At 66.4% G+C, this 24,539-nt stretch carries 24 protein-coding genes and 1 pseudogene; 20 read left to right on the top strand and 5 right to left on the bottom strand.

All coding sequences use genetic code 11. From position 1 onward, the window contains the following. From DMX06_RS17675 to DMX06_RS17695, 5 genes and pseudogenes are all read left to right on the top strand, one after another. Nucleotides 1-183: pseudogene (locus tag DMX06_RS17675) on the top strand (catalase); the annotation flags it as partial. After that, on the top strand, nt 180-713 hold the full coding sequence (locus tag DMX06_RS17680; protein ID WP_110738632.1) for a cytochrome b: 534 nt from the start codon (nt 180-182) through the stop codon (nt 711-713). The pseudogene DMX06_RS17675 and the gene DMX06_RS17680, both read left to right, overlap by 4 nt. 78 nt (nt 714-791) lie before the next feature. Further along, the gene (locus DMX06_RS17685) at nt 792-1,997 is read left to right on the top strand and encodes an MFS transporter (protein ID WP_110738633.1); all 1,206 of its coding nucleotides are present in this window, start codon (nt 792-794) and stop codon (nt 1,995-1,997) included. A 79-nt stretch (nt 1,998-2,076) separates the two neighbouring features. After that, the gene (locus DMX06_RS17690; protein WP_110738634.1) at nt 2,077-2,622 is read left to right on the top strand and encodes a cupin domain-containing protein; all 546 of its coding nucleotides are present in this window, start codon (nt 2,077-2,079) and stop codon (nt 2,620-2,622) included. Between the two features lie 7 nt (nt 2,623-2,629). Beyond that, entirely contained in the window at nt 2,630-2,917 is a 288-nt protein-coding gene (locus tag DMX06_RS17695) for a DUF7693 family protein (RefSeq protein WP_110738635.1), read from the top strand. A gap of 246 nt (nt 2,918-3,163) precedes the next feature. Here the strand turns inward: DMX06_RS17695 and DMX06_RS17700 are convergent, their stop codons facing one another. Further along, nucleotides 3,164-3,763 (bottom strand): 2-hydroxychromene-2-carboxylate isomerase, encoded by a 600-nt coding sequence (locus DMX06_RS17700; protein WP_110738636.1) that lies wholly within the window; start codon nt 3,761-3,763, stop codon nt 3,164-3,166. 27 nt (nt 3,764-3,790) lie between these two features. Continuing rightward, nucleotides 3,791-4,522: an SDR family oxidoreductase gene (locus DMX06_RS17705; protein WP_110738637.1), complete on the bottom strand. Its 732-nt coding sequence runs from the start codon at nt 4,520-4,522 to the stop codon at nt 3,791-3,793. An 89-nt stretch (nt 4,523-4,611) separates the two neighbouring features. Between DMX06_RS17705 and DMX06_RS17710 the strand changes: the two genes are divergently transcribed. From DMX06_RS17710 to DMX06_RS17730, 5 genes are all read left to right on the top strand, one after another. Next, nucleotides 4,612-5,175 carry a TetR/AcrR family transcriptional regulator gene (locus DMX06_RS17710; protein ID WP_110738638.1) on the top strand — a complete coding sequence of 188 codons (564 nt, stop codon included), beginning with the start codon at nt 4,612-4,614 and terminating at the stop codon, nt 5,173-5,175. Then, entirely contained in the window at nt 5,162-5,755 is a 594-nt protein-coding gene (locus DMX06_RS17715; protein ID WP_110738639.1) for an eCIS core domain-containing protein, read from the top strand. The genes DMX06_RS17710 and DMX06_RS17715 overlap by 14 nt, the downstream gene beginning before the upstream one ends. A gap of 395 nt (nt 5,756-6,150) precedes the next feature. Beyond that, on the top strand, nt 6,151-7,392 hold the full coding sequence (gene mexE, locus DMX06_RS17720) for a multidrug efflux RND transporter periplasmic adaptor subunit MexE (RefSeq protein WP_110738640.1): 1,242 nt from the start codon (nt 6,151-6,153) through the stop codon (nt 7,390-7,392). Nucleotides 7,393-7,404: 12 nt separating this feature from the next. Then, on the top strand, nt 7,405-10,584 hold the full coding sequence (locus tag DMX06_RS17725) for an efflux RND transporter permease subunit (RefSeq protein ID WP_110738641.1): 3,180 nt from the start codon (nt 7,405-7,407) through the stop codon (nt 10,582-10,584). Next, nucleotides 10,581-11,996: an efflux transporter outer membrane subunit gene (locus tag DMX06_RS17730; RefSeq protein WP_110738642.1), complete on the top strand. Its 1,416-nt coding sequence runs from the start codon at nt 10,581-10,583 to the stop codon at nt 11,994-11,996. Before DMX06_RS17725 ends, DMX06_RS17730 begins: the two co-directional genes overlap by 4 nt. Before the next feature lie 243 nt (nt 11,997-12,239). Here DMX06_RS17730 and DMX06_RS17735 read toward each other — a convergent pair whose 3' ends face one another. Beyond that, complete coding sequence (locus DMX06_RS17735) at nt 12,240-12,479, bottom strand: helix-hairpin-helix domain-containing protein (RefSeq protein WP_110738643.1); 240 nt, start codon at nt 12,477-12,479, stop codon at nt 12,240-12,242. An 88-nt stretch (nt 12,480-12,567) separates the two neighbouring features. Here DMX06_RS17735 and DMX06_RS17740 point away from each other — a divergent pair, with 88 nt between their 5' ends. Continuing rightward, entirely contained in the window at nt 12,568-13,185 is a 618-nt protein-coding gene (locus DMX06_RS17740) for a LysE family transporter (protein ID WP_110738644.1), read from the top strand. A gap of 3 nt (nt 13,186-13,188) precedes the next feature. On the opposite strand, the gene DMX06_RS17745 is transcribed toward DMX06_RS17740, so the two are convergent. Then, entirely contained in the window at nt 13,189-13,584 is a 396-nt protein-coding gene (locus DMX06_RS17745) for a hypothetical protein (protein ID WP_028689374.1), read from the bottom strand. A gap of 57 nt (nt 13,585-13,641) precedes the next feature. Next, entirely contained in the window at nt 13,642-14,343 is a 702-nt protein-coding gene (locus tag DMX06_RS17750) for an NUDIX hydrolase (RefSeq protein WP_110738645.1), read from the bottom strand. A gap of 143 nt (nt 14,344-14,486) precedes the next feature. Between DMX06_RS17750 and DMX06_RS17755 the strand changes: the two genes are divergently transcribed. The 9 genes from DMX06_RS17755 to DMX06_RS17795 all read left to right on the top strand — a co-directional run bounded on the left by DMX06_RS17755 (nt 14,487) and on the right by DMX06_RS17795 (nt 24,413). Next, nucleotides 14,487-15,137: a nicotinamidase gene (locus tag DMX06_RS17755; RefSeq protein ID WP_110738646.1), complete on the top strand. Its 651-nt coding sequence runs from the start codon at nt 14,487-14,489 to the stop codon at nt 15,135-15,137. Next, nucleotides 15,134-16,333, top strand: coding sequence for a nicotinate phosphoribosyltransferase (pncB, locus tag DMX06_RS17760; RefSeq protein ID WP_110738647.1), 1,200 nt, complete (start codon nt 15,134-15,136; stop codon nt 16,331-16,333). Before DMX06_RS17755 ends, pncB begins: the two co-directional genes overlap by 4 nt. A 186-nt stretch (nt 16,334-16,519) precedes the next feature. Continuing rightward, nucleotides 16,520-17,893, top strand: coding sequence for a nucleotide 5'-monophosphate nucleosidase PpnN (gene ppnN, locus DMX06_RS17765; protein WP_110738648.1), 1,374 nt, complete (start codon nt 16,520-16,522; stop codon nt 17,891-17,893). Nucleotides 17,894-18,134: 241 nt separating this feature from the next. Then, entirely contained in the window at nt 18,135-18,785 is a 651-nt protein-coding gene (locus tag DMX06_RS17770; RefSeq protein WP_110738649.1) for a TIGR04211 family SH3 domain-containing protein, read from the top strand. An 82-nt stretch (nt 18,786-18,867) separates the two neighbouring features. Continuing rightward, on the top strand, nt 18,868-20,088 hold the full coding sequence (locus tag DMX06_RS17775; protein WP_110738650.1) for a M20/M25/M40 family metallo-hydrolase: 1,221 nt from the start codon (nt 18,868-18,870) through the stop codon (nt 20,086-20,088). A gap of 6 nt (nt 20,089-20,094) precedes the next feature. Beyond that, the gene (glcD, locus tag DMX06_RS17780) at nt 20,095-21,594 is read left to right on the top strand and encodes a glycolate oxidase subunit GlcD (protein ID WP_110738651.1); all 1,500 of its coding nucleotides are present in this window, start codon (nt 20,095-20,097) and stop codon (nt 21,592-21,594) included. Next, nucleotides 21,594-22,640: a glycolate oxidase subunit GlcE gene (gene glcE, locus DMX06_RS17785; protein ID WP_110738652.1), complete on the top strand. Its 1,047-nt coding sequence runs from the start codon at nt 21,594-21,596 to the stop codon at nt 22,638-22,640. The genes glcD and glcE overlap by 1 nt, the downstream gene beginning before the upstream one ends. A gap of 9 nt (nt 22,641-22,649) precedes the next feature. Next, on the top strand, nt 22,650-23,906 hold the full coding sequence (gene glcF, locus DMX06_RS17790; protein ID WP_110738653.1) for a glycolate oxidase subunit GlcF: 1,257 nt from the start codon (nt 22,650-22,652) through the stop codon (nt 23,904-23,906). Nucleotides 23,907-24,071: 165 nt separating this feature from the next. After that, nucleotides 24,072-24,413 carry a hypothetical protein gene (locus DMX06_RS17795; protein ID WP_110738654.1) on the top strand — a complete coding sequence of 114 codons (342 nt, stop codon included), beginning with the start codon at nt 24,072-24,074 and terminating at the stop codon, nt 24,411-24,413. Nucleotides 24,414-24,539: the final 126 nt, after the last annotated feature.

The following is a 24,539-nucleotide window of genomic DNA, read 5'->3' on the forward strand; positions in this document are numbered from 1 at the left end:
GTGCTGGAGCGGGTGGACGGCCCCGAACAGGGCGCCTGCCGCGACCTGAACTTCGACCCGCTGATCCTGCCCCACGGCATCGAGCCGTCCGCCGACCCGATCCTCGCCGCCCGTTCGGCCGCCTATTCGGTGTCGTTCAACCGCCGTAGCCACGAAACACTGAGCGAAGGAGCCCGCCCATGACCCCCACCGCCTTCCATCCCCTGGCCCGCCTGCTGCACTGGCTGATGGCCGCGCTGATCCTGGCCATGCTGTTCATCGGCGTGAACATGATCGGCGACCTGTCGCCACGGCATCCGCTGCTGGTCGAGCTGCACAAGGCGACCGGCTTGGCCTTGCTGGTGCTGGCGATCCTGCGCATCGCCCTGCGCCTGGGCCTGCCACACCCGCCGCTGCCCGGCGACCTGCCCCGGCTGCAACGGCTGGCCGCCGGCGCCTCGCACCTGTTGCTGTACGGCCTGATGCTGGCCATGCCGCTGCTCGGCTGGGCGATGCTTTCGGCCGGTGGCTATCCGCGGCCCCTGCAACTGCCCGCCATTGCGCCCCACGACTTGCAACTGTATGCCGTGCTGCGCCAGGGCCACGGCTGGGCAGGCTACCTGCTGTTCGCCACCGTGTTGCTGCACCTGGGCGCGGCTTTGGTGCATGCCCTGGTGCGCCGCGACGGCGTCTTGCGTAGCATGTGGCCAGGCCCGCTGCGCCGCGGTGAATGAGCACTGCCGGGGTCGACATATGTAAATAATTATTACTAACATTGGCGCTCATTTCGTCGAACTGCCCCGGACTGCCTAATGAACGTCGCAAAGGACCCTGCCGCTTTGACCCCGGCCAGCACGCTGGACCTGCGTCCACTGATGCTGGTGAACATGGCCTGCACCATGTCGATGATGGCCTTCGTCGCCCTGATCGGCCCCATCGCCCGCCTGCTGGGTATGGCCACCTGGCAGGCCGGCGCGGCGGTGACCGTGGCCGGCGTGGTCTGGGTGCTGCTGGCCCGGCCCTGGGGGCGCCTGGCCGACCGCTATGGCCGGCGCCGCGTGCTGCTGCTGGGCAGTGGCGGCTTCACCCTGGCCTATTGGGTGCTGTGCCTGTTCATCGACGGCGCATTGCGCTGGCTGCCTGGCGCGAGCGTGGCGTTCTTCGGGCTGATGCTGGCCCGCGGCCTGATCGGTGCCTTCTATGCTGCGCTGCCGGTAGGTGGCAACGCGCTGATCGCCGACCATGTCGAGCCCCAGCGCCGGGCCCGGGCCATGGCCTCGCTGGGCGCGGCCAATGCCGTCGGCCTGGTGGTCGGGCCGGCACTGGCCGCGCTGCTGTCGCGCTACAGCCTGAGCCTGCCGTTCTATGCCATGTCGCTGCTGCCGGCCACGGCGTTCGTGGTGCTGCTGTTCAAGCTCAAGCCCCAGCCACTGGCACACGTCCATGCGCCCAATCCGGTGCGCCTGTCCGATCCACGCCTGCGCCGCCCGTTGCTGGTGGCCTTCAGCGCCATGCTGAGCATCACCGTGTCGCAGATCGCCGTCGGTTTCTTCGCCCTCGATCGCCTGCGCCTGGAGGCCGGCGACGCCGCCCAGGCCGCGGGCATCGCCCTGACCTGCGTGGGCGTGGCGCTGATGCTGGCGCAGGTGTTCCTGCGCAGGCTCGAGTGGCCGCCGGCGAAAATGATCCGTGTCGGCGCCAGCATCTCCGGCCTGGGCTTCGCCGCCGCGGCGCTGGCGACCCACGCCCCCTGGCTGTGGAGCGCATTCTTCGTCGCCGCGTTTGGCATGGGCTTCGTCTTCCCGGCATTCTCCGCCCTGGCGGCCAACGCCATGCACGCCAGCGAACAGGGCGCCACGGCCGGCTCGATCGGCGCCGCCCAGGGCATGGGCGCGGTGATCGGGCCGCTGGCCGGCACCCTGGTCTACGCCCTCGACCCGCGCCTGCCGTTCCTCGCCGTCGGTGCCCTGCTGTTGCTGGTAGGGCTGTGGCCGGCAGCGAGCGACCAGCGTCACTGAGACGCACAGCGCGCAAGCCTGCAGAGTGTGTTTTAATGCCTCGCCCATTATTTTTGACACCTCTGCAAACAAGGCGGCTATGGACACGGGGACACGACTCAAACTGGTGCGTGAACGCAACAACCTCTCCCAACGGGAACTGGCCCGCCGCAGCGGCCTGACCAACTCGACGATCTCGCAGATCGAGCAGAACCGGGTCAGCCCTTCGGTCAGTTCCCTCAAGAAACTGCTCGAAGGGATCCCCATGTCCCTGGCAGAATTCTTCAGCTTCGACGAGCCGGTGCGCGAGGAGCGCTACGTGTTCCGTGGCGGCGAGCAGCCCGACCTGGGCCGCAACGGCCTGCGCATGCTGCTGGTCGGTGCCAGCGTCGAAGGCCGCCAGATGCGCATGCTGCGCGAGCTGTACGCACCGGGTGCCGATTCCGGCGAGCCGATCATCCACGCCGAAGGCGAGGAATGCGGCCTGGTCACCCGTGGCACGATGGAGCTGTGGGTCGATGGCCAAGTCAGCGTGCTTAACGCCGGCGATGGTTACTACATCCCCACCACCCTGCCCCACACCTTCAAGAACATCGGCCCCGACGAGGCCGAGATCATCAGCGCCAATACCCCGGCGAACTTCTGACCTGCCCGTGACCACCGTCGCCAGCCGCGAGGCTTACCAGTGCCTGCGCGACGCCGCACTCGGCGTGCGGCCGTTGGTGACGGTCGCCCGCCTACACGGTGAGCAGATCGAGGTGCAGGTAGACGACTGGTACCTGACCCTGGTGCTGGACGGCGAAGGCCTGGCCCACTGCAGCCACTGCCAGAGCCCGGATGGGCGCCAGGGCACGCTGGACGACTGGCACCGCTACGGCACCAATCCAGTGGATCACCTGAGCCTCTGGGAGCGCGTTCAGGTAGAACGACTGTTGATCTGACCCGTGAGCAATCCCTGTAGGAGACTGCCCAACCCCTCGGGCCACGCTGTCGCGCAGGGAACTGTCCCCCTGTGGGAGCGGCCTTGTGTCGCGAAAGGGCTGCGCAGCAGCCCCAGGATTCCAGCGCTCATGCAAAGATCGCCGGGGCCGCTTTGCGGCCCTTTCGCGACACAAGGCCGCTCCCACAGGGTCTAGCTAAATCAATGAGTTACGGATTGCTCCATGAGAGCGGCATGGCCCAGATCATCAAGCCTGCCTGACCAAAGCCTGCTCGACGAAATCCAGCCGGTCCTGGCCGAAGAACATCTGCCCGTCGACGAAGAATGTCGGCGCCCCGAACACGCCACGTTCGACCGCCTCCTCGGTAGCTTTGCGCAAGGCGTCCTTGACCTCGGGGCGCACGGCCAGCTCCTGGAACATCTCGGCCTCGAAGCCTCCTGCGGCCAAGGTCTCACCCAATACCGCAGGGTCTCCCAGATTGCGTCCGTGCACGAACAGCCCCTCGAACAGCACCTTCAACAGCGCCTCGAATCGCGCTTCGGCAAACAACTGGACGCCGATCAGCCCGCGCATCAGGTTCAGGGTGTTTACCGGAAACCCTGGCGGCAGGGTCAGGGGCACGCCATAGCGGTCGGCGTAGCGCTTGAGGTCGATGCGCATATAGCGCCCCTTGGCCGGCACCATGACCGGCGAGGCGTTGCCGGTGGCCTGGAACACCCCGCCCAGCAGAATCGGCTTGTACACCAACCGCGCCCCGTGACGCGCGCACAGGGCGGGTAGCTGGGTCGAGGCCAGGTAAGTGGCCGGGCTGCCCAGGTCCAGGAAGAACTCGACGGTCTTGCTCATGATTCGTTCCTTGTATGAGGGTGGGACTTACCAGCGCTCCATCCACGGGCGCAGGTCAAGTTCAAAGGTCCAGGCATCCCGTGGCTGGGCATGCAGGAACCAGTAGCTGTCGGCGATGTGCGCAGGGTCCAGGATGCCGTCCTGGTCCTTGAGCGCATAACGTTCGGGGAAGCTGTCGCGGATGAACGCGGTGTCGATGGCGCCGTCGACCACCACATGGGCGACATGGATGTTGCGCGGCCCAAGCTCGCGCGCCATGCTCTGGGCCAAGGCTCGCAAGCCGTGCTTGGCCCCGGCGAAGGCGGCGAAACCGGCCGCGCCACGGGTGCCGGCGGTGGCGCCGGTGAAGAGGATGGTGCCGCGTTCGCGGGTGACCATGCGCCGGGCGACCGCCTGGGCGGTGAGAAAGCCGGCGAAGCAGGCCATTTCCCAGATCTTGAAGTACTTGCGCGGGGTTTCCTCGAGAATGCTGCAGGGAACATTGGCGCCAATATTGAAGACAAACGCTTCGATCGGGCCGATATCACGCTCGATGGTCTCGACCAGCTCGACGACCTCTTCTTCCTTGCGCGCATCGGACCCGAAGCCATGGGCCTGACCACCCGCGGCGCGGATCTCATCGACCAGCGGCTGCAGTTTTTCCACCTGGCGCCGGGTCACACAGGCGACATACCCCTCGCGGGCGAAACGCTTGGCGATCTCGCCCCCGGTAGCGTCGCCCGCCCCGATCACCAGCACGACCTTTTGTTGTTCTGCCATGGACCGCTCCATTAATGAATGATCGTTTAGTAAACGAACGCTATGCTACGATCACGTTATCGTCAAGCCCGCGCCAAGAGGTTCCGCGCATGCGCTACAGCACCGACCACAAGCAACAGACCCGCGAGAAGCTACTGGCCAGCAGCGGCGCCCTGGCCAAGCGCGGGGGTTTCGCCGCCACCGGCGTGGCCGGGCTGATGAAGGCCATCGGCCTGACCGGCGGCGCCTTCTACAACCATTTCCCGTCCAAGGACGACCTGTTCAGCGAGATCGTCCGCCGCGAACTGGCCAACAGCCCGTTGGCGCGTCTGGTCGAGCGTGGCACCGATCGGCCCCGGCTCAAGCGCCTGCTCGAGCAATACCTGAGCCTGGCCCACCTGCACAATGCCGAGGGCGGCTGCCCACTGCCGCCACTGGGGGTGGAGATCGCCCGCGCCGAGCGACCGGTGCGCGAACAGGCCGAACACTGGCTGGTGGAGCTGCACCAGGCGTGGAGCGAGACCCTCGACGACTCCGAGCTGGCCTGGGCCTTGCTCAGTCAGTGCGTCGGCGCACTGGTGGTGGGCCGTATGCTGGCCAGCGAGCCGGTGCAGGCGCAGGTGCTGGACGCCAGCCGCAAACTGGTCGGACGGGCCTTCGATGAGGCTCGCTAGCACGCTGCTCGGACTGCTGTTGGCCCTGCCCGCCCTCGCCCAGGAGAGTTGCCCGGTCGGGCAATACCCGGTATGCCTGGTGGTGTGCTTCTGCGCGCCCATCGACCCCAACCAGGGCGGCCAGGTGCTGCAGGATGTCGAGCGTATGGCCACCGGCAGCCTGGTATTCGCCCTGCGCCAGGCTCGCGATGAGGCAACCGCCAGCGGCAGCCAGCCGATCCCCTTGCATATCCGGGCCCAGCTCGAGCCCTGGTACGACTTCGCCGTGCTCGACGCGGCGCGCTACCGGGTGGGCGATGAACAACAGATCAGCGCCGCCAACGCATTGCTGCAGAACCCGGACGTCAACGCTGTGACCCTGATCGACACCATCATCTTCCGCCGCAGCGCCGATGCCGAGGACAACGTGGCGCTGTGGGCCCATGAACTCAAGCACGTGCAGCAGTACCAGGAACTGGGGGTGGAGGAGTTCGCCCGGCGCTATACCCGGGATTACCAGGCGCTGGAGGGACCGGCGTACGAGATCGAGGCGAAAGTGGCCAAGGCGTTGCGCGAAAAGGCATCCGGCGGCCCGCGCTGACAGCCGTATCACACGGCTCTCATGGAACAACCCATAACTCATTGATTTAGCTAGTCTCTGTGGGAGCGGCCTTGCGTCGCGAAAGGGCTGCGCAGCAGCCCCGGCAATCTCGATGGTGGCCAAGAACCTGGGGCCGCTACGCGACCCTTTCCGACCGGTCCGACGCCTCGGCAAGGCCGCTCCCACAGGTGGACAGTTCTCTGCGCGACAGCGTGGCCCAAAGGGCTGGGCGATCTCCCACAGGGAATGAAGCTGCCTTGAAATCATGCGTCCGGATCGATGACATCCTTCGACCTATCATTGCGCGTGATAATAACCTTCGCTCCGTTTGATTCGTGCACCACGCGCAAGACACTCACACTCCGCCCACTACTAATACATTGGCGGAGTTCTCCATGGATCACTCACTCAAACCCTTGCGCTTTCCCCTCGCTGCCCTGGCAGTGGTGGTGCTCAGCGCTTGCGGCCGCACCCCCGACGCCGTGCAGGCTCCCGCCGCGCCAAAAGTCAGCGTCGCCAAGGTGATCGAGCAACCGATCAACGAATGGGACGAGTTCACCGGCCGCCTCGAAGCCCCGGAAACCGTCGAAGTGCGCCCACGGGTGTCCGGCCAGATCGACCTGGTGGGCTTCACCGAAGGCGCCCAGGTCAAGAAAGGCGACCTGCTGTTCCAGATCGACCCACGCCCGTTCCAGGCTGAGGTGCGCCGCCTCGAAGCCCAGTTGCAACAAGCCAAGGCCACCGCCATCCGCAGCGCCAACGAAGCCCGCCGTGGCGAGCGCCTGCGCGACAGCAACGCGATTTCTGCGGAACTGGCCGAGTCGCGCAGCAGCGCCGCCGCCGAGGCCCGCGCCGGGGTCGACGCGATCCAGGCCCAGCTCGACCTGGCCCGCCTGAACCTGAGCTTCACCCGCGTTACCGCGCCGATCAGTGGCCGCGTCAGCCGCGCCCAGTTCACCGCCGGCAACATCGTCAGCGCCGACGTCACCCCGCTGACCAGCGTGGTCTCCACCGACAAGGTGTACGCCTACTTCGACGCCGACGAGCGCGTGTACCTCAAGTACAGCCAGCTCGCCCGCGACGGCCAGCGCGGCCAGAGCACCCCGGTGTACCTGGGCCTGACCAACGAGACCGGCAACCCGCACCTGGGCCAGATGAACTTCGTCGACAACCAGGTCAACCCGCGCACCGGCACCATCCGTGGCCGCGCCGTGTTCGACAACCGCGACGGCCAGTTCACCCCGGGCCTGTACGCGCGCCTGAAGCTGGTCGGCAGCGCCCAGTACGACGCCGTGCTGATCAACGACGAAGCGGTCGGCACCGACCTTGGCAAGAAGTTCGTGCTGGTCATGGACAAGGACAACAAGGCCGCCTACCGCGCCGTGGAACTGGGACCCAAGCTCGAAGGCCTGCGCATCGTCCGTAGCGGCCTGGCCAAGGACGACCGCATCGTGGTCAAGGGCCTGCAGCGCGTGCGCCCGGGCTCGCCGGTCACCCCTGAGGAAACGCCGATGGCCAGCGAGCAGACCCTCGCCGCCCTCGCCCAGCAGCGCCAGGCCCTGGAGGCCAGCAACCCGGCGCCGAAGGTCGCCGGCGCCAATGTCAAAGTCGCCAGCGCCCAAGCGCCGCGCGGTTAAGGGACAACACCGATGAACTTTTCGAAATTCTTCATTACCCGGCCGATCTTCGCCGCGGTGCTGTCGCTGGTGCTGCTGATCGCGGGCTCGATCTCGCTGTTCCAGCTGCCGATCAGCGAATACCCCGAAGTGGTGCCGCCCACCGTGGTGGTGCGCGCCAACTTCCCCGGCGCCAACCCCAAGGTGATCGGCGAGACCGTCGCAGCGCCCTTGGAGCAAGCCATCACCGGTGTCGAGAACATGCTGTACATGTCCTCGCAGTCCACCGCCGACGGCAAGCTGACCCTGACCATCACCTTCGCCCTGGGTACCGACCTGGACAACGCCCAGGTGCAGGTGCAGAACCGCGTGACCCGCACCCAGCCGAAGCTGCCGGAAGAGGTGACGCGCATTGGTATCACCGTCGACAAGGCCTCGCCCGACCTGACCATGGTCGTGCACCTGACCTCGCCGGACAACCGCTACGACATGCTCTACCTGTCCAACTACGCCATCCTCAACATCAAGGATGAGCTGGCGCGCCTGGGTGGCGTGGGTGACGTGCAGCTGTTCGGCATGGGCGACTACTCGTTGCGGGTGTGGCTCGACCCGAACAAGACCGCTTCACGCAACCTGACCGCCAGCGACGTGGTGGCGGCGATCCGCGAGCAGAACCGCCAGGTCGCCGCCGGTCAGTTGGGCGCCCCGCCCGCCCCGGGCTCGACCAGCTTCCAGCTGTCGATCAACACCCAGGGCCGCCTGGTCAACGAGGAAGAGTTCGAGAACATCATCATCCGTGCCGGTGCCAACGGCGAGATCACGCGCCTTAAGGACATCGCCCGGGTCGAGCTCGGCTCCAGCCAGTACGCCCTGCGCTCGCTGCTGAACAACCAGCCGGCGGTGGCCATCCCGATCTTCCAGCGCCCGGGCTCCAACGCCATCGAGATCTCCGACGAAGTGCGGGCGAAGATGGCCGAGCTGAAGAAGGACTTCCCGGAAGGCATGGACTACAGCATCGTCTATGACCCGACGGTGTTCGTCCGCGGCTCCATCGAGGCGGTGGTGCACACCCTGTTCGAAGCGCTGGTGCTGGTCGTGCTGGTGGTGATCCTGTTCCTGCAGACCTGGCGCGCCTCGATCATCCCGCTGATGGCCGTGCCGGTCTCGCTGATCGGCACCTTCGCGGTGATGCACCTGTTCGGCTTCTCGCTCAACGCGCTGTCGTTGTTCGGCCTGGTGCTGGCCATCGGTATCGTGGTGGACGACGCCATCGTCGTGGTGGAGAACGTCGAACGGAACATCGGGCTTGGCCTGAAACCGCTGGAAGCGACGCAGAAGGCCATGAGCGAGGTGACCGGCCCGATCATCGCCACCGCCCTGGTGCTGTGCGCTGTGTTCGTGCCCGCCGCGTTCATTTCCGGCCTTACCGGGCAGTTCTACAAGCAATTCGCCCTGACCATCGCCATCTCCACCGTGATCTCGGCGTTCAACTCGCTGACCCTGTCGCCGGCCCTGGCCGCGGTACTGCTCAAGGAGCACCATGCGCCCAAGGATCGCTTCTCGCGATTCCTGGAAAAACTGCTGGGCAGCTGGCTGTTCGCCCCGTTCAACCGCTTCTTCGACCGCGCCAGCCACGGCTACGTCGGCGGCGTGCGCCGGGTCATCCGTTCCAGCGGCATCGCCCTGTTCGTCTATGCAGGTCTCATGGGCCTGACCTACCTGGGCTTCTCGTCCACCCCGACCGGCTTCGTCCCGGCCCAGGACAAGCAGTACCTGGTGGCCTTCGCCCAGCTGCCTGACGCCGCCAGCCTCGACCGTACCGAGGCTGTGATCAAGAAGATGAGCGAAATCGCCCTCAAGCAACCGGGCGTGGCCGATTCGGTGGCCTTCCCGGGCCTGTCGATCAACGGCTTTACCAACAGCCCGAACAGCGGCATCGTGTTCACCCCGCTCAAGCCGTTCGACGAGCGCAAGGACCCGAGCCAGTCGGCAGCGGCCATCGCGGCAGCCCTGAACGCACAGTTCGCCGATATCCAGGACGCCTACATCGCGATCTTCCCGCCTCCGCCGGTTCAAGGCCTGGGCACCATCGGCGGCTTCCGCCTGCAGATCGAAGACCGCGGCAACCTGGGCTACGAAGCGCTGTACAAGGAAACCCAGAACATCATCGCCAAGAGCCACAACGTGCCGGAGCTGGCGGGCCTGTTCACCAGCTACCAGGTAAACGTGCCGCAGGTCGATGCCGCCATCGATCGGGAAAAGGCCAAGACCCACGGCGTGGCGATCAATGACATCTTCGACACCCTGCAGGTCTACCTGGGCTCGCTGTACACCAACGACTTCAACCGCTTTGGCCGTACCTACCAGGTCAACGTCCAGGCCGAACAGCAGTTCCGCCTCGACGCCGAGCAAATCGGCCAGCTGAAGGTGCGCAACAACCTGGGCGAGATGATCCCGCTGGCGACCTTCCTCAAGGTCAGCGACACCTCCGGGCCTGACCGGGTGATGCACTACAACGGCTTCATCACCGCCGAGATCAACGGTGCCGCGGCCCCCGGCTACAGCTCCGGCCAGGCCGAGGCGGCAATCGAGAAGCTGCTCAAGGAGGAACTGCCCAACGGCATGACCTTCGAGTGGACCGACCTGACCTACCAGCAGATCCTCTCAGGCAACACCGCGCTGTTCGTGTTCCCGCTCTGCGTGCTGCTGGCCTTCCTGGTGCTGGCCGCCCAGTACGAAAGCTGGAGCCTGCCGCTGGCGGTGATCCTGATCGTGCCGATGACCCTGCTGTCGGCCATCACCGGGGTGATCGTCTCCGGTGGCGACAACAACATCTTCACCCAGATCGGCTTGATCGTGCTGGTGGGCCTGGCTTGCAAGAACGCGATCCTGATCGTCGAGTTCGCCAAGGATGAACAGGCCAAGGGCCTCGACCCGCTGGCCGCGGTACTTGAAGCCTGCCGCCTGCGTCTGCGGCCGATCCTGATGACCTCGATCGCGTTCATCATGGGCGTGGTGCCGCTGGTATTCAGCTCCGGCGCCGGTTCCGAGATGCGTCATGCCATGGGTGTGGCGGTGTTCTCGGGGATGATCGGGGTGACCGTGTTCGGCCTGTTCCTGACCCCGGTGTTCTTCTTCCTGATCCGCCGTTTCGTCGAGCGTCGCCAGGCCCGCAAGGCCGAGCACGCCGTCGCGCTGGAGAACCACGCATGAAGTTGCTCAAACCCCTGACCCCGAGCCTGCTGGCACTGGCCCTGGCGGCCTGCGCCGTGGGCCCGGACTACAAGACGCCGGACACCGCGCCGGCCAAGCTGGACAGCGGTCTGGAGGCCAAGGCCTTCGACCGCAGCCGCTTCGAAAGCGTGTGGTGGAAGCAGTTCGACGACCCGGTGCTCAACCAACTGGTGCAGGCGTCGCTGGACGGCAACCGCGACCTGCGCGTGGCCTTTGCCCGCCTGAAAGCGGCGCGGTCGATTCGCGAGGACGCGTCCAATGACCAGATCCCCGTGGTCACCAGCCGCGCCAGCAGCGATCTGGGCAAGGGCCAGGTGCCCGGCCAAACTGAACGCCGGGTCAACAGCGAGCGTTATGACCTGGGCCTGGACATGGCCTGGGAGCTCGACCTGTTTGGCCGCATCCAGCGCCAGATCGAGGCCAGCGAAGCCCAGGAAGCCGCCGCCGAAGCCGACCTGCAACAACTGCAGGTCAGCCTGATCGCCGAGCTGGTCGACGCTTACGGCCAGTTGCGCGGCGCCCAGCTGCGCGAGCAGATCGCCGTGGCCAACCTCAAGACCCAGCAGCAGTCGCGGGACATTACCGTGACCCTGCGCGACACCGGGGTCGGCAACGAACTTGATGTGGTCCGCGCCGACGCCCGCCTGGCGGGTGTCGAAGCCACCGTGCCGCAGTTGCAGGCCGAACAGGTGCGGGCGAAGAACCGTATCGCCACCCTGCTCGGCCAGCGCCCGGACGCCCTGAGCGTGGACCTTGCGCCCAAGGCCCTGCCGGCCATCGCCAAGGCCTTGCCGGTGGGCGACCCCGGCGAGCTGCTGCGCCGCCGCCCGGACATCCGCAGTGCCGAGCGCCAGCTGGCGGCGGCCACGGCCAACGTCGGCGTGGCCACCGCCGACCTGTTCCCGCGGGTCAGCCTCAGCGGCTTCCTCGGTTTCACCGCCGCGCGCGGCTCGCAGATCGGCTCCTCAGCGGCCAACGCCTGGGCGCTGGGCCCGAGCATCACCTGGGCGGCGTTCGACCTGGGCAGCGTGCGCGCCCGCCTGCGCGGGGCCAAGGCCGATGCCGAAGGGGCGTTGGCCAACTACGAACAGCAAGTGCTGCTGGCCCTGGAAGAGTCCTCCAACGCCTTCAGCGACTACGGCAAGCGCCAACAGCGCCTGCTGGCGCTGATGCGCCAGAGCGACGCCAGCCGCAAGGCGGCGGAACTGGCTTCGGTGCGCTATCGCGAAGGCACGGTGGACTACCTGGTGCTGCTCGACGCCGAACGCGAGCGCCTGAGCGCCGAAGACGCCCAGGCCCAGGGCGAGGTCGAGCTGTACAGCGGCATCGTCGCGATCTACAAGGCGCTGGGCGGCGGCTGGCAACCCGACGTGGTGGCCAGCTCGCGCTGACCGCCCCCTGATGTGAAGACTCCTTTGGTTGGTTCCTCCCCCAACCGTTTGCCCCGAAGGCCTTGGTCCTCGGGGCTTTTTTATGCTGCTCCACAGGCCCTGCACGCCCCTCTGTAGGAGCGGCCTTGTGCCGCGAAAGGGCTGCGTAGCAGCCCCAGGTTTCAGCATGGCGCAAAGATCGCCGGGGCCGCATGGCGGCCCTTTCGCGGCACAAGGCCGCTCCTACAGAGGGGCGTGAGCCCATCAAAAAGCAACCTCCCTGGCCCGCGCGATCGCCGCCTGAATCGCCCCCCGCGCCTGTGGGCTGTTCTTCCAGCAACTGCTGCCCACCAGCCCGGCCGCCTCGCTGACGATCTGCAGGGCATCGGCCCCGGCCAGTCGCGCCAGCGAGTCATAACCCAACTGCTCGAGCCGCTGCACCACGGTCGGCCCCACGCCCTTGACCGCCAGCAACACCGCCCGCTCATCCGCGCTGAACGCCATCTTCACCTCCCTGTGCCGTCGTGGCTTTGCAAGTGATGCGAATAATGGCATATATCCTGATCAGCCCGCCCTCCCCAGGAGACTAACCATGCTCGGCGTGACCGACTACGGCGCTTTCGTGATCGCGTTCCTTATCCTCCTGGCGATCCCCGGGCCCGGCAACTTCGCCCTGATCACCGCCACCGGCAAGGGCGGCATCAAGGGCGGCCTGGCCGCTACTTTCGGAGTGATCCTCGGCGACCAGGTGCTGATGTGGCTGGCAGTGGCGGGCGTCACCACCCTGCTGGCCGCCTATCCGGCCGCCTTCCATGTGGTGCAGTGGGCCGGCGCCGCCTACCTGGCCTGGCTCGGCCTGCGTATGGTGCTGAGCAAGCCCGGCGGCGCGCCGCGCGACAGCGGCATGGCCAGCGGCCGCTACCTGCGCCAGACCATGATGATCACCCTGCTCAACCCCAAGGCGATCATGTTCTACATGGCGTTCTTCCCGCTGTTCATCGACCCGGTGCGCCACCAGGGCGTGGTGACCTTCGCCTTCATGGCGCTGACCGTGGCTGGCCTGACCCTGCTCTACGGCCTGGTGGCGGTGCTGCTCACCCACCGCTTGGCCGAGCGCATGCGCGCCAGCCCACGCATCACTAACCTGCTCGAACGCCTGGCCGGCGCCTGCCTGGTAGGCTTCGGCATCAAGCTGGCGGCGATGCGTTGAAGTTCAGGCGTCACGCAGCAGGTCATGGGCGTCGAGCAGGCGGAAGGCCACCTGCGGATTGCGCTCCAGTCCCCGGCGGATAGCGGCGGGGATCGACTGGCGGGTCTTGCGGCACAGGCCCGGCTGCGCCGCAAGCTCTATGACGATGCCGCGCATGGTGCGCACTTCGTTGAAGCCCGGGGCGATATGCACGCGGATGCCCAGCTGTTCGTAGAGGCGTGACTGCAGGCGCTGCAGGTCCTCCAGATCTTTCAGGTTTTCCAGACGTTCGACCAGGCGCTTCTCCTCCTCGCGGGTGAGCAGCAGGATGCGTCGCTCGGGGCCATCGGCCAGGCGTTCGCGGCCGCAGTCGCAGGCGCCCGGTGGACAAGGATGGCGTAAAGGAGGCAGGTTGGTCATGGGGGCAAGGATAGTCGCTACTCGACGACTGCAGGAAGAGGCCGCGATCGGTCCTGACTATCCTCCCGCCAGCAGACTCCGGTCGAACATGAACGCCCCACTCCCCTGCGGGGTATGCCGGTACAGTTGCTGTGGCCGACCCAGCCTGGGCTGGTTCTTCTCTCCGGTGTCCTGCACCCAGCCTTCGCTCTTCATGCGCTCCAGACGTTTGCGCATCGAGGTGTTGTTGACCGGCTGCCCCAGGCACGCCTGCGCGGCGGCCAGCGCATCCAGCACGGTGAACCGCTCGGGTGCCAGGTACAACGGCAGGTTGGTGTAAACGGCCTTGGCCGCCAGCCGCTCATGGGCGCGCTCGACCAGCAGGCGATGATCGAACGGCAACGGCGGCTCGTTATCCAGGACGCGTTGCAGATCGAAGAAGGCAATCTGCGGATCCTCGACCACAACCGCAGGGTCGAGCAACGCCAGGTAGTAAGTGCTCAAGGTCCAGCCCCGCGGGTCGCGGGAAGCATTGCCCTCGGTGCCGACCTGCTCCAGGTGGCGCGGGCGCACCTTGGCCTTTTCCGAGAGCGCCCGGCAGGCGGCGGCATCCAGGTTGTTGTCCGCGGTACTGCCATTGACGATGACGCCCGGCAGAGCCCACTGGTCCTTGTAGGGCTCACGCTCTCGCGGGTGCAGCAACACCTCCAGGCGCTGGCTGTGCGGCGACAGGCGCAGGGCGACGATATCGACACTGGCCAGGACTTCTGCTGTGTTCACGCAACGGCTCCTCATCAAGATTCGCCTATATTCCACCAGGGCGATTAAATGGATCAAGCCTCATAGCCTGGCTAAAAATAATCTTGACACACTTAATACACCAGGTGAAATATATAACCATTCCAGCCGAGGAGCTTCCTCCGATGAAAATCGCCAGTTTCGATGTCGACGCGCAGAACGGCTTCACCGCCAACGCCCCCCATGAGTTGCCAGTGCCCGGCGGCCATCTGATCGCCCCCGCGCTCAACGCCATGGCCCAACGCGCCTCGCTGCGCCTGGGCAGCAAGGACGCCCACCCGGCCAACGCCGCTTGGGTGGTCGCCGAGCCGGGCCAGATGCTGCAACCATTGGCCCTGGCCAACGCCGACCTGACCTGGGTCAGCCACTGCGTTCCCGGCACGCCAGGCTTCGAGCTACTGCCCGGACTGCCCGCCCCCATCGACTACGACTACTTCGTCTGGAAAGGCGTCGAGCCCGACCTGCACCCCTATGGCGCGTGCTACCACGACCTGGCCGAGCGCCGTTCCACCGGCGTCATCGAGTTCCTCAAGGTGCAACAGGTGCAGGCGATCATCGTCGGCGGCCTGGCACTGGACTACTGCGTGCGCACCACCGCCCTGCAACTGCGCCGCGCCGGTTTCGAGGTGCTGCTGTACCTGCCGGCCTGCCGCGCCCTGAGCGCCGAGGGCGCACAGGCGGCCTGCACCGAAATGACCAGCACCGGCATCCACCTGTGTGCCGACGAACAGGCCCTCGATACCCGGCTCGACCAACTCAAGGAGGACCGCCCATGAGCGACAGCGTCTTCGGCCCAAGGATCATCCAGAACCTGCTGGACACCGATTTCTACAAGATCACCATGATGCAGGCGGTGCTGCACAACTACCCCAACGCCGAGGTGGAATGGGAGTTTCGCTGCCGCAACGACGAGGACCTGGCGCCCTACCTCGCCGAGATCCGCTACCAGGTCGAGCAGTTGGCCGATGTCTCGATCACCCACGACCAATTGGCCTACCTGGAGAAGATCCCGTTCATCAAGCCGGACTTCATCCGCTTCCTCAGTCTGTTCCGCTTCAACCTGCGCTATGTACAGGTCAGCCTGGACGATGCCGGGCAACTGGCGATCCGCGTGCGCGGCCCATGGCTGCATGTGATCCTGTTCGAGATCCCGTTGCTGGCGATCATCAGCGAGGTACGCAACCGCTACCGCTACCGCGAAGTGCTGATCGAGCAGGTCGGCGAGCGTCTGTACCAGAAACTCGACTGGCTCAGGGCCGAAGCCAGCGACGACGAGCTGGCCGGTCTGCAACTGGCCGACTTCGGTACCCGCCGGCGATTCTCCTACCGGGTACAGGAAGAAGTGGTGCATATCCTCAAGCGCGACTTCCCCGGGCGTTTCGTCGGCACCAGCAACGTGCACCTGGCCCGCGAATACCAGATCAAACCCATCGGCACCATGGCCCACGAATGGTTCATGGCCCACCAGCAGCTCGGACCGCGCCTGGTCGACAGCCAGGCCGCCGCACTGGAATGCTGGGTACGCGAGTACCGTGGCCAGCTGGGCATCGCACTGACCGACTGCATCGGCATGGATGCGTTCATGCACGACTTCGACCTGTACTTCGCCAAGCTCTTCGACGGCCTGCGCCATGACTCGGGCGATCCGCTGGCCTGGGCCGAAAAAGCCATCGCCCACTACCAGCGGTTGGGCATCGACCCACGTGGCAAGACGCTGATCTTCTCCGACGGCCTGGATTTCCAGAAGATGCTTGAGCTGTACCGTGCCTTGAATGGCAGGATCCATGTCAGCTTCGGCATTGGTACCAACCTCACCTGCGATATCCCAGGAGTAAAGCCGATGAACATGGTGATCAAGATGACTGCCTGCAACGGCGCGCCGGTGGCGAAGATCTCCGACAGCCCGGGCAAGACCCAGTGTCGGGACGAGAATTTCGTGGCATACCTGCGGCATGTGTTCAAGGTGGCATGATCTCCTCCGTGGGGGCGGGCTTGCCCCGCGAGGCACTGCCGGCCTCTTCGCGGGGCCGGCCCGCTCCCACAAAACCCACTCCTTCGATCGTCAGCCAGGCTTTTTCACCCTCCCCCTCGTTGCCACGCACATTTGCTTGTATGGTGTTGTCCAAGAAGGATGTTTTACCCGCACAGGAAAGACCAGATGCCCCAACGCAATGTCATCAACGCCTCCGTCAGCCCCAAGGGCAGCCTGGAGACGCTGTCGCAACGTGAAGTCCAGCAACTGAGCGAAGTCGGTACCGGCAGCCTCTACACCCTGTTCCGCCAGTGCGCCCTGGCCATCCTCAACACCGGCGCCCATGTCGACAACGCCAAGACCATCCTTGAGGCCTACAAGGACTTCGAGGTACGCATCCACCAGCAGGACCGCGGCGTGCGCCTTGAACTGCTCAACGCCCCGGCCGACGCCTTCGTCGATGGCGAGATGATCGCCAGCACCCGCGAGATGCTGTTCAGCGCCCTGCGCGACATCGTCTACACCGAGAGCGAGCTGGCCAGCCAGCGCATCGACCTCGAGAGTTCCCAGGGCCTCACCGACTACGTCTTCCACCTGCTGCGCAACGCCCGCACCCTGCGCCCGGGCGTCGAGCCGAAGATGGTGGTGTGCTGGGGCGGTCACTCGATCAGCAGCGAGGAATACCAGTACACCAAGAAGGTCGGCCACGAGCTGGGCCTGCGCAAGCTGGATGTCTGCACCGGCTGCGGCCCGGGCGTGATGAAAGGCCCGATGAAGGGTGCCACCATCGCCCACGCCAAGCAGCGCATGCACGGCAGCCGTTACCTGGGCCTGACCGAGCCGGGCATCATCGCCGCCGAGGCACCCAACCCGATCGTCAACGAACTGGTAATCCTGCCGGACATCGAGAAGCGCCTGGAGGCCTTCGTCCGCGTCGGCCACGGCATCATCATCTTCCCCGGCGGTGCCGGCACCGCCGAGGAGTTCCTGTACCTGCTCGGCATCCTCATGCACCCGGACAACCAGGACCTGCCGTTCCCGGTCGTGCTCACCGGACCGCGCAGCGCCGAAGCCTTCCTGCTGCAACTGCACGCCTTCGTCGGCGCCACCCTGGGCGAGGCCGCCCAGCGCCACTACCAGATCATCATCGACGATCCGGCCGAAGTGGCCCGGCAGATGGTCGAGGGGCTCAAGACGGTCAAGCAATTCCGCCGCGAACGCAACGACGCGTTCCACTTCAACTGGCTGCTGAAGATCGACGAGGGCTTCCAGCACCCGTTCGACCCGACTCACGAGAACATGGCCAACCTGGCCTTGCGCCGCGAATTGCCGCCCCATGAACTGGCGGCCAACCTGCGCCGGGCGTTCTCCGGGATCGTTGCCGGCAATGTCAAGGACAAGGGTATCCGCCTGATCGAGGAGCACGGGCCGTACCAGATCCGCGGCGACGCGGCGATCCTCGACCCACTCGGGCGTCTGCTGCAGGCGTTCGTCGACCAGCACCGCATGAAGCTGCCCGGTGGGGCGGCGTATGTGCCGTGCTATGAGGTGGTGGCCTGAGGCTTGCTTCCCCTGTGGGAGCGGGCTTGCCCCGCGATGGTGTCGGATCAGGTAAAGAAAATGTCTGAACCGATGCCATCGCGGGGACGCGGTACTGCCAGCAACATCCTGCAGACATTTCCTATGCCAGGCAGTGAACCTGCCTACAAAAAAACGGTCTTTCGCTGACGGTCAATCCACCCGACCGGATCGCCGGCCCAGTCATCGGGCCTTCATTCGTCCTGTTTCAGCGAAGACCAGCATGCCAGACATCCAGCCCGCTTCCCCTGCCCTCACCGCCCTGCGCGGCGGCCTGATCGCCGCCCTGATCGCCCTCGCCGCCCCGGCCCACGCCGAAGAGCCGGCCACAGACGCGCGCTGGGTCAGCGACAGCCTGAGCACCTACGTGCGCAGTGGCCCCACCGATGGTCACCGCATCGTCGGTACACTAAAGTCCGGGCAGAAGGTCAGCCTGGTGACCAGCCAGGGCAACTACAGCCAGGTGCGCGGGCAGAGCGGCGACCTGGTGTGGATCCTCAGCAACGACCTGCAGGCGGTGCCCGGCCAGAACGAGCGCCTGCCGCAACTCGACGCCCAGGTCGCCGAGCTGTCCGGCCAGCTCAAGACCATCGACGACAGCTGGAAGAACCGCGTGCAGGGCATGCAGGAAACCCTCGACTCGCGCAAGGCGCTGATCGACGAACTGGAAAGCCGCAACAAGGCGCTCAACGAGCAGCTGGCGCAGAGCCAGTCGACCCTGCGCGACACCCAGGCGCGCCTGGGTGACGAGAACAAACAGGTGATGATGCGCTACATGGTCTATGGCGGCAGCATCGCCGGGGCCGGCCTGCTGGCCGGGCTGATCCTGCCGGCGCTGACCCGCGGACGCAAGCGCAACGACCGCTGGTTCTGAGCACCGGGGCACAGTATCGCCTTGGCGGTGATCGTGTAGCAGGGTCTACGCTGAAGGGTTCACGACAACGAGATCCCTGCCCATGCCCTTGCGATTCTGCTCTTTGGCCCTTGCCCTGGCCTGCGCCACCGCCCAGGCCGCCGACCCGACGCCCCAGGAACTGTTCAGCCAGGCCCAGGCCGAACAACCCCATTACCTGAAAACCCTCGAGACCCTGGTGGCAGTGGACACCGGCACCGGTACCGAGCTCGGCCTGAAACAGGTCGGCAGCGAACTGGTGCAACGGCTCGAGGCTCTCGGCGCCAAGGTCACGACACAGCCGGCCACGCCCTCGGTGGGCGACAACATCGTCGGTACCCTCAAGGGCAGCGGCGACAAGGATTTCCTGCTGATGGTCCACTACGACACGGTGTTCGGCCCCGGCACCGTGGCCAAGCGCCCGTTGCGGATCGACGGCGACCGCGCCTACGGCCCCGGCGTGGCCGATGCCAAGGGCGGCGTGGCGATGATCCTGCATGCGCTGAAACTGCTGCAGGACCAGCAGTACAAGGGCTACCGCACCCTCACCGTGCTGTTCAACCCGGACGAGGAAATGGGCTCGGCCGGCTCGCGGCAACTGATCGCCGAGCTGGCGCGCAAACATGATTTCGTTTTCTCCTACGAGCCGCCGGACAAGGACGCGGTCACCGTCGCCACCAACGGCATCAACCGCCTCAAGCTCGAGGTCAAGGGCCGCGCCTCCCATGCAGGCTCCGCCCCGGAAGCCGGGCGCAACGCGCTGCTGGAGCTGGCGCACCAGTTGCTGCAGTTGAACGACCTCGGCGACAAGGGCAAGGGCACCACCGTCAACTGGACCCTGGCCAAGGCCGGGGAAAAGGCCAACATCATTCCCGCCCAGGCCAGCGCCGAGGCCGACATGCGCTATTCCGACCTGAGCGAGACCGAGCGGGTGCAGGAAGATGCCCTGCGGATCATCAAGAAACAGTTGGTGGCCGATACCCAGGTCGAGCTGGTCGTGGAAAAAGGCCGCCCGCCACTGGCGAAGAACGACGCCTCGACGGAGCTGGCACAAACGGCGCGGCAGCTCTACAGCAAGATCGATCGGCAGTTGCAGCCGATCGCCATGCGCTTTGGCACCGACGCCGGCTACGCCTACGTGCCCGACAGCGACAAGCCGGCGGTGCTGGAAACGCTGGGTGTGGTCGGCGCGGGCCTACATGGCGACGACGAGTACATGGAGATCGCCAGCGTGGCGCCACGCTTGTACCTGACGGTAGCGATGATCCGGCACCTGGCGCAGTAGGTCTGCATGAATATCCTTTACGACGAACGTGTCGATGGACCGTTGCCGGCCGTGGACAAGCCGGCGCTGCTGGCCGCCCTGTATGAGGCCTTGCCCGACCTGGAGATCCTGCACCGCAGCGAAGACCTCAGGCCCTACGAGTGCGATGGCCTTTCGGCCTACCGCACGCTGCCGTTGTTGGTGGCGCTGCCCGAACGCCTGGAGCAGGTGCAGGCGCTGCTGCGTCTGTGCCACCAGCGCGGCGTGCCGGTGGTGGCGCGCGGCGCTGGCACCGGCCTGTCCGGCGGCGCGCTGCCGCTGAGCCAGGGCATCCTGCTGGTAATGGCGCGTTTCAACCGCATCCTGGAGGTCAACCCGCAGGGCCGCTTCGCCCGGGTCCAGCCTGGCGTGCGCAACCTGGCGATCTCCCAGGCGGCGGCACCCCATGGGCTGTACTACGCGCCCGATCCCTCCTCGCAGATCGCCTGCTCGATCGGCGGCAATGTCGCCGAGAACGCCGGTGGCGTGCATTGCCTGAAGTACGGCCTGACCGTGCACAACCTGCTCAAGGTGCAAATCCTCACCGTCGAAGGCGAGCGCCTGGTACTGGGCAGCGACGCCCTGGACAGCCCCGGCTTTGATCTGCTGGCGCTGTTCACCGGCTCCGAGGGCATGCTCGGCATCGTCACCGAGGTCACCGTCAAGCTGCTGCCCAGGCCGCAGGTGGCGCGGGTGCTGCTGGCCAGCTTCGACAGCGTCGAGGACGCCGGGGGCGCGGTGGCCGAGATCATCGGCGCCGGGATCATCCCCGCCGGGCTGGAAATGATGGACAACCTGGCGATCCGTGCCGCCGAGGATTTCATCCATGCCGGCTACCCGCTGGATGCGGCGGCAATCCTGCTGTGCGAGCTCGACGGCGTCGAAGCCGACGTGCAGGACGACTGCGCCCGGGTCGATACCGTGTTACGAAAAGCCGGCGCCCGCGAGGTGCGCCTGGCCTGCGACGAAGCCGAGCGCGTGCGCTTCTGGGCCGGGCGCAAGAACGCCTTCCCGGCGGTGGGGCGCATTTCCCCGGACTATTACTGCATGGACGGCACCATCCCGCGCCGGGAGTTGCCGCAGGTGCTCAAGGGCATCAGCGCGCTTTCCCGGCAGTACGGCCTGCGGGTGGCCAACGTGTTCCATGCCGGCGACGGCAACCTGCACCCGCTGATCCTGTTCGATGCCAACCTGCCCGGCGAACTGGAGCGTGCCGAGGCCATCGGCGGCCAGATCCTCGAACTGTGCGTGGCCGTCGGCGGCAGCATCACCGGCGAACACGGCGTGGGCCGGGAGAAGATCAACCAGATGTGTGCACAGTTCAACAGCGACGAGATCACCCTGTTCCATGCGGTCAAGGCCGCCTTCGACCCCCGGGGCCTGCTCAACCCGGGCAAGAACATCCCCACCCTGCAGCGCTGCGCCGAGTTCGGCGCGCTGCATGTACACCACGGGCAACTGCCCTTCCCCGACCTGGAGCGTTTCTGATGGACAGCGACCTCGGCCAGGAACTGCTGGAGCAGGTCAACCAGGCGCTGAGCCAGCGCACCCCGCTGCGCATCCAGGGCGGCAACAGCAAGGCCATGCTCGGTCGCCCGGTAACCGGGCAGGTCATCGACATCCGCGGCCATCGGGGCATCGTTGGCTACGACCCCACCGAGCTGGTACTCACCGCCCGCGCCGGCACGCCCCTGCGGGAGGTCGAGGAGACGCTGCACGAGGCCGGGCAGATGCTGGCCTGCGAGCCACCGCACCTGGGCCCCGAGGCGACGGTGGGCGGCATGGTCGCGGCCGGGCTGTCGGGGCCACGCCGTCCCTGGGCCGGGTCGGTGCGTGACTATGTACTCGGCACCCGGCTGATCACCGGCCACGGCAAGCACCTGCGCTTTGGCGGAGAGGTCATGAAGAATGTCGCCGGCTACGACGTGTCGCGGCTGATGGCGGGCAGCTTCGGCTGCCTGGGGCTGCTCACCGAGGTGTCACTCAAGGTGCTGCCGCAACCGCGCCAATGCCTGGGCCTGCGCCTGGAGATGAGCACGCAGCAGGCACTCGCCGCACTCGCCGAATGGGGCCGACAAGCGCTGCCAGTCAGCGCCGCCTGCCATGACGGCGAGGCGCTGCATCTGCGCCTGGAGGGCGGCGAAGGTTCGGTGCGCTCGGCCCGTGAGCGCCTGGGTGGTGAAGCGTTCGACACAGGCTTCTGGCAAGACCTGCGCGAGCAGCGCCTGGCGTTCTTCACCGCACCCGCAACGCTGTGGCGGCTGTCCCTGCCCATGGCCTGCGGTGCACTCGAACTGCCGGGACAACAGTTGATCGACTGGGGCGGAGCCCAGCGCTGGCTCAAGTCCGACGCCCCGGCGTCCATCATCCGGGCGTTGGCGGCCGAGGCCGGCGGTCACGCCACCGCCTACGCGCCCGGCGACGACAGCAGCGCCCCGCTCGGTCCGCTGATGCTGCGCTATCACCAGGCGCTGAAACGCCAACTCGATCCCCAGGGTGTGTTCAACCCTGGCCGCCTGTACGCGCACTTGTGAGGCCACGGCATGCAAACCCACCTGAGCGAATCCGCCCGCCAGTTGCCCCGCGCCGACGAGGCCGAACGCATCCTGCGTTCCTGCGTGCACTGCGGGTTCTGCACCGCCACCTGCCCCACCTACCAGCTGCTCGGCGATGAACTGGACGGGCCTCGCGGGCGCATCTACCTGATCAAGCAGGTGCTCGAAGGCGAACCGGCGGGCACCAGCACCCAGGCGCACCTGGACCGCTGCCTGAGCTGCCGCAACTGTGAGACCACCTGCCCGTCGGGGGTGGAATACCACAACCTGCTCGACATCGGCCGCGCCGTGGTCGACCGGCAGGTCCCCCGGCCGTCGGGGCAACGCCTGCTGCGCGCGGGCCTTCGCGCCGTGGTGCCGAGGCCGGGCGCATTCAAGGCGCTTGTGCGCGCCGGGCAGGCCCTGTATCCCCTGCTCCCGGCCAGCCTCAAGGACAAGCTGCCGGCGCAGGTCGTCACCCCGGGCCAACGTCCGATGCCGCGCCACACCCGTCGCGTGCTGCTGCTCGAAGGCTGCGTGCAGCAGGCCCTTTCACCCAACACCAATGCCGCCGCCACTCGCCTGCTCGACCGGCTAGGCATCAGCGTCGAGCCGATCCACCAGGCCGGTTGCTGCGGCGCCGTGGACTATCACCTGGATGCCCAGGCACGAGGCCTCGACCGCGCCCGACGCAACATCGACGCCTGGTGGCCGGCCATCGAGGCCGGCGCCGAGGCCATCGTGCAAACCGCCAGCGGCTGCGGCGCCTTTGTCCGCGACTATGGCCACCTGCTTCAACAAGACCCACGCTACGCCGCCAAGGCCGCTCGGGTCAGCGCCCTGTCTCGTGACCTGGTACAGGTGCTGCAGGCCGAGCCACTGGAGCATTTGGGTCTATGCGCCGAGCAGCGCCTGGCATTCCACTGCCCCTGCACCCTGCAGCACGCCCTCAAGCTTGGCGGCGCGGTGGAAGGTCTGCTGGCCCGGCTGGGCTTCCATCTCACCCAGGTGCCGGATAGCCACTTGTGCTGCGGCTCGGCCGGCACCTATTCACTGACCCAGCCGCAGCTGGCGCGCCAGCTGCGCGACAACCGCCTCAATGCCCTGGAAAGCGACAACCCACTGGTCATCGCCACTGCCAACATCGGCTGCCAGCTGCACCTGGGCGGCGCCGGTCGCACGCCGGTGCGGCACTGGATCGAAATCGTCGAGGCGGCACTTGAGCCCGGCGCTGTCGAGGCCGCGGAAATTGTGCCCCGCACCTGACGCGGATCAAGGCGATGTTCAACCTGGTGCCTGTAATTTCGGAACCCTCCTACCGAAAGTACGGAAGCTTCTAGATTGTTGCCCCACCCTCGGCAAAACATCATCAGGACTGGAGACGTGACCGCCGCCCCGGCGCGGCCAACCCCATCCAGACGAGGCCATGCCATGCCCACAAATGCTCATCGCCCTACCCGCGAACTGCGCCACACCCTGCGTCAACTGTTGGCCCACGAGGTCAGCAACCCCGACGACAACCCGCACCTGTCCGGGGTGCGGTTCTTCTGCGCCACCGATGAACACACCCGCCAGCTGATCGAGCGTGTCGAGCTGCTCGCCAGCGAAGCCTTCTTCGATGCCAAGGGCCGCGCCATCCCCGCGCGCATGCGCGAAGCAGCGGTGGATGGCGTGTGCATCCAACAGAAACGCAAGGCCTGCGAGGACGAGACGGTGATCCGCATCGCATTGCCGGAAAAAGGCTACATCACCATCAGTACCGCTCGCCTGTGAACACGCCGTCCCTCTCATGGAACTGCACATGACTTGTTGATTTAGCAGGAACCTGTGGGAGCGGCTTTAGCCGCGAACACCGGCAAAGCCGGTGCCATCCACCGCGTTGCTTGCTTCGCGGGTAAA

Source organism: Pseudomonas mosselii (genome assembly GCF_003205295.1).
GTDB lineage: Bacteria > Pseudomonadota > Gammaproteobacteria > Pseudomonadales > Pseudomonadaceae > Aquipseudomonas > Aquipseudomonas mosselii_B.

Coding starts and splice junctions, on each gene's coding strand:
- glcD (WP_110738651.1), top strand. CDS start 20,095: ATGAATATCCTTTACGACGAACGTGTCGATGGACCGTTGCCGGCCGTG.
- DMX06_RS17710 (WP_110738638.1), top strand. CDS start 4,612: ATGCGCTACAGCACCGACCACAAGCAACAGACCCGCGAGAAGCTACTG.
- DMX06_RS17680 (WP_110738632.1), top strand. CDS start 180: ATGACCCCCACCGCCTTCCATCCCCTGGCCCGCCTGCTGCACTGGCTG.
- DMX06_RS17685 (WP_110738633.1), top strand. CDS start 792: ATGAACGTCGCAAAGGACCCTGCCGCTTTGACCCCGGCCAGCACGCTG.
- DMX06_RS17745 (WP_028689374.1), bottom strand. CDS start 13,584: ATGACCAACCTGCCTCCTTTACGCCATCCTTGTCCACCGGGCGCCTGC.
- DMX06_RS17795 (WP_110738654.1), top strand. CDS start 24,072: ATGCCCACAAATGCTCATCGCCCTACCCGCGAACTGCGCCACACCCTG.
- DMX06_RS17715 (WP_110738639.1), top strand. CDS start 5,162: ATGAGGCTCGCTAGCACGCTGCTCGGACTGCTGTTGGCCCTGCCCGCC.
- glcE (WP_110738652.1), top strand. CDS start 21,594: ATGGACAGCGACCTCGGCCAGGAACTGCTGGAGCAGGTCAACCAGGCG.
- mexE (WP_110738640.1), top strand. CDS start 6,151: ATGGATCACTCACTCAAACCCTTGCGCTTTCCCCTCGCTGCCCTGGCA.
- DMX06_RS17740 (WP_110738644.1), top strand. CDS start 12,568: ATGCTCGGCGTGACCGACTACGGCGCTTTCGTGATCGCGTTCCTTATC.
- DMX06_RS17705 (WP_110738637.1), bottom strand. CDS start 4,522: ATGGCAGAACAACAAAAGGTCGTGCTGGTGATCGGGGCGGGCGACGCT.
- DMX06_RS17775 (WP_110738650.1), top strand. CDS start 18,868: ATGCCCTTGCGATTCTGCTCTTTGGCCCTTGCCCTGGCCTGCGCCACC.
- DMX06_RS17735 (WP_110738643.1), bottom strand. CDS start 12,479: ATGGCGTTCAGCGCGGATGAGCGGGCGGTGTTGCTGGCGGTCAAGGGC.
- ppnN (WP_110738648.1), top strand. CDS start 16,520: ATGCCCCAACGCAATGTCATCAACGCCTCCGTCAGCCCCAAGGGCAGC.
- DMX06_RS17730 (WP_110738642.1), top strand. CDS start 10,581: ATGAAGTTGCTCAAACCCCTGACCCCGAGCCTGCTGGCACTGGCCCTG.
- DMX06_RS17755 (WP_110738646.1), top strand. CDS start 14,487: ATGAAAATCGCCAGTTTCGATGTCGACGCGCAGAACGGCTTCACCGCC.
- glcF (WP_110738653.1), top strand. CDS start 22,650: ATGCAAACCCACCTGAGCGAATCCGCCCGCCAGTTGCCCCGCGCCGAC.
- DMX06_RS17770 (WP_110738649.1), top strand. CDS start 18,135: ATGCCAGACATCCAGCCCGCTTCCCCTGCCCTCACCGCCCTGCGCGGC.
- pncB (WP_110738647.1), top strand. CDS start 15,134: ATGAGCGACAGCGTCTTCGGCCCAAGGATCATCCAGAACCTGCTGGAC.
- DMX06_RS17690 (WP_110738634.1), top strand. CDS start 2,077: ATGGACACGGGGACACGACTCAAACTGGTGCGTGAACGCAACAACCTC.
- DMX06_RS17725 (WP_110738641.1), top strand. CDS start 7,405: ATGAACTTTTCGAAATTCTTCATTACCCGGCCGATCTTCGCCGCGGTG.
- DMX06_RS17700 (WP_110738636.1), bottom strand. CDS start 3,763: ATGAGCAAGACCGTCGAGTTCTTCCTGGACCTGGGCAGCCCGGCCACT.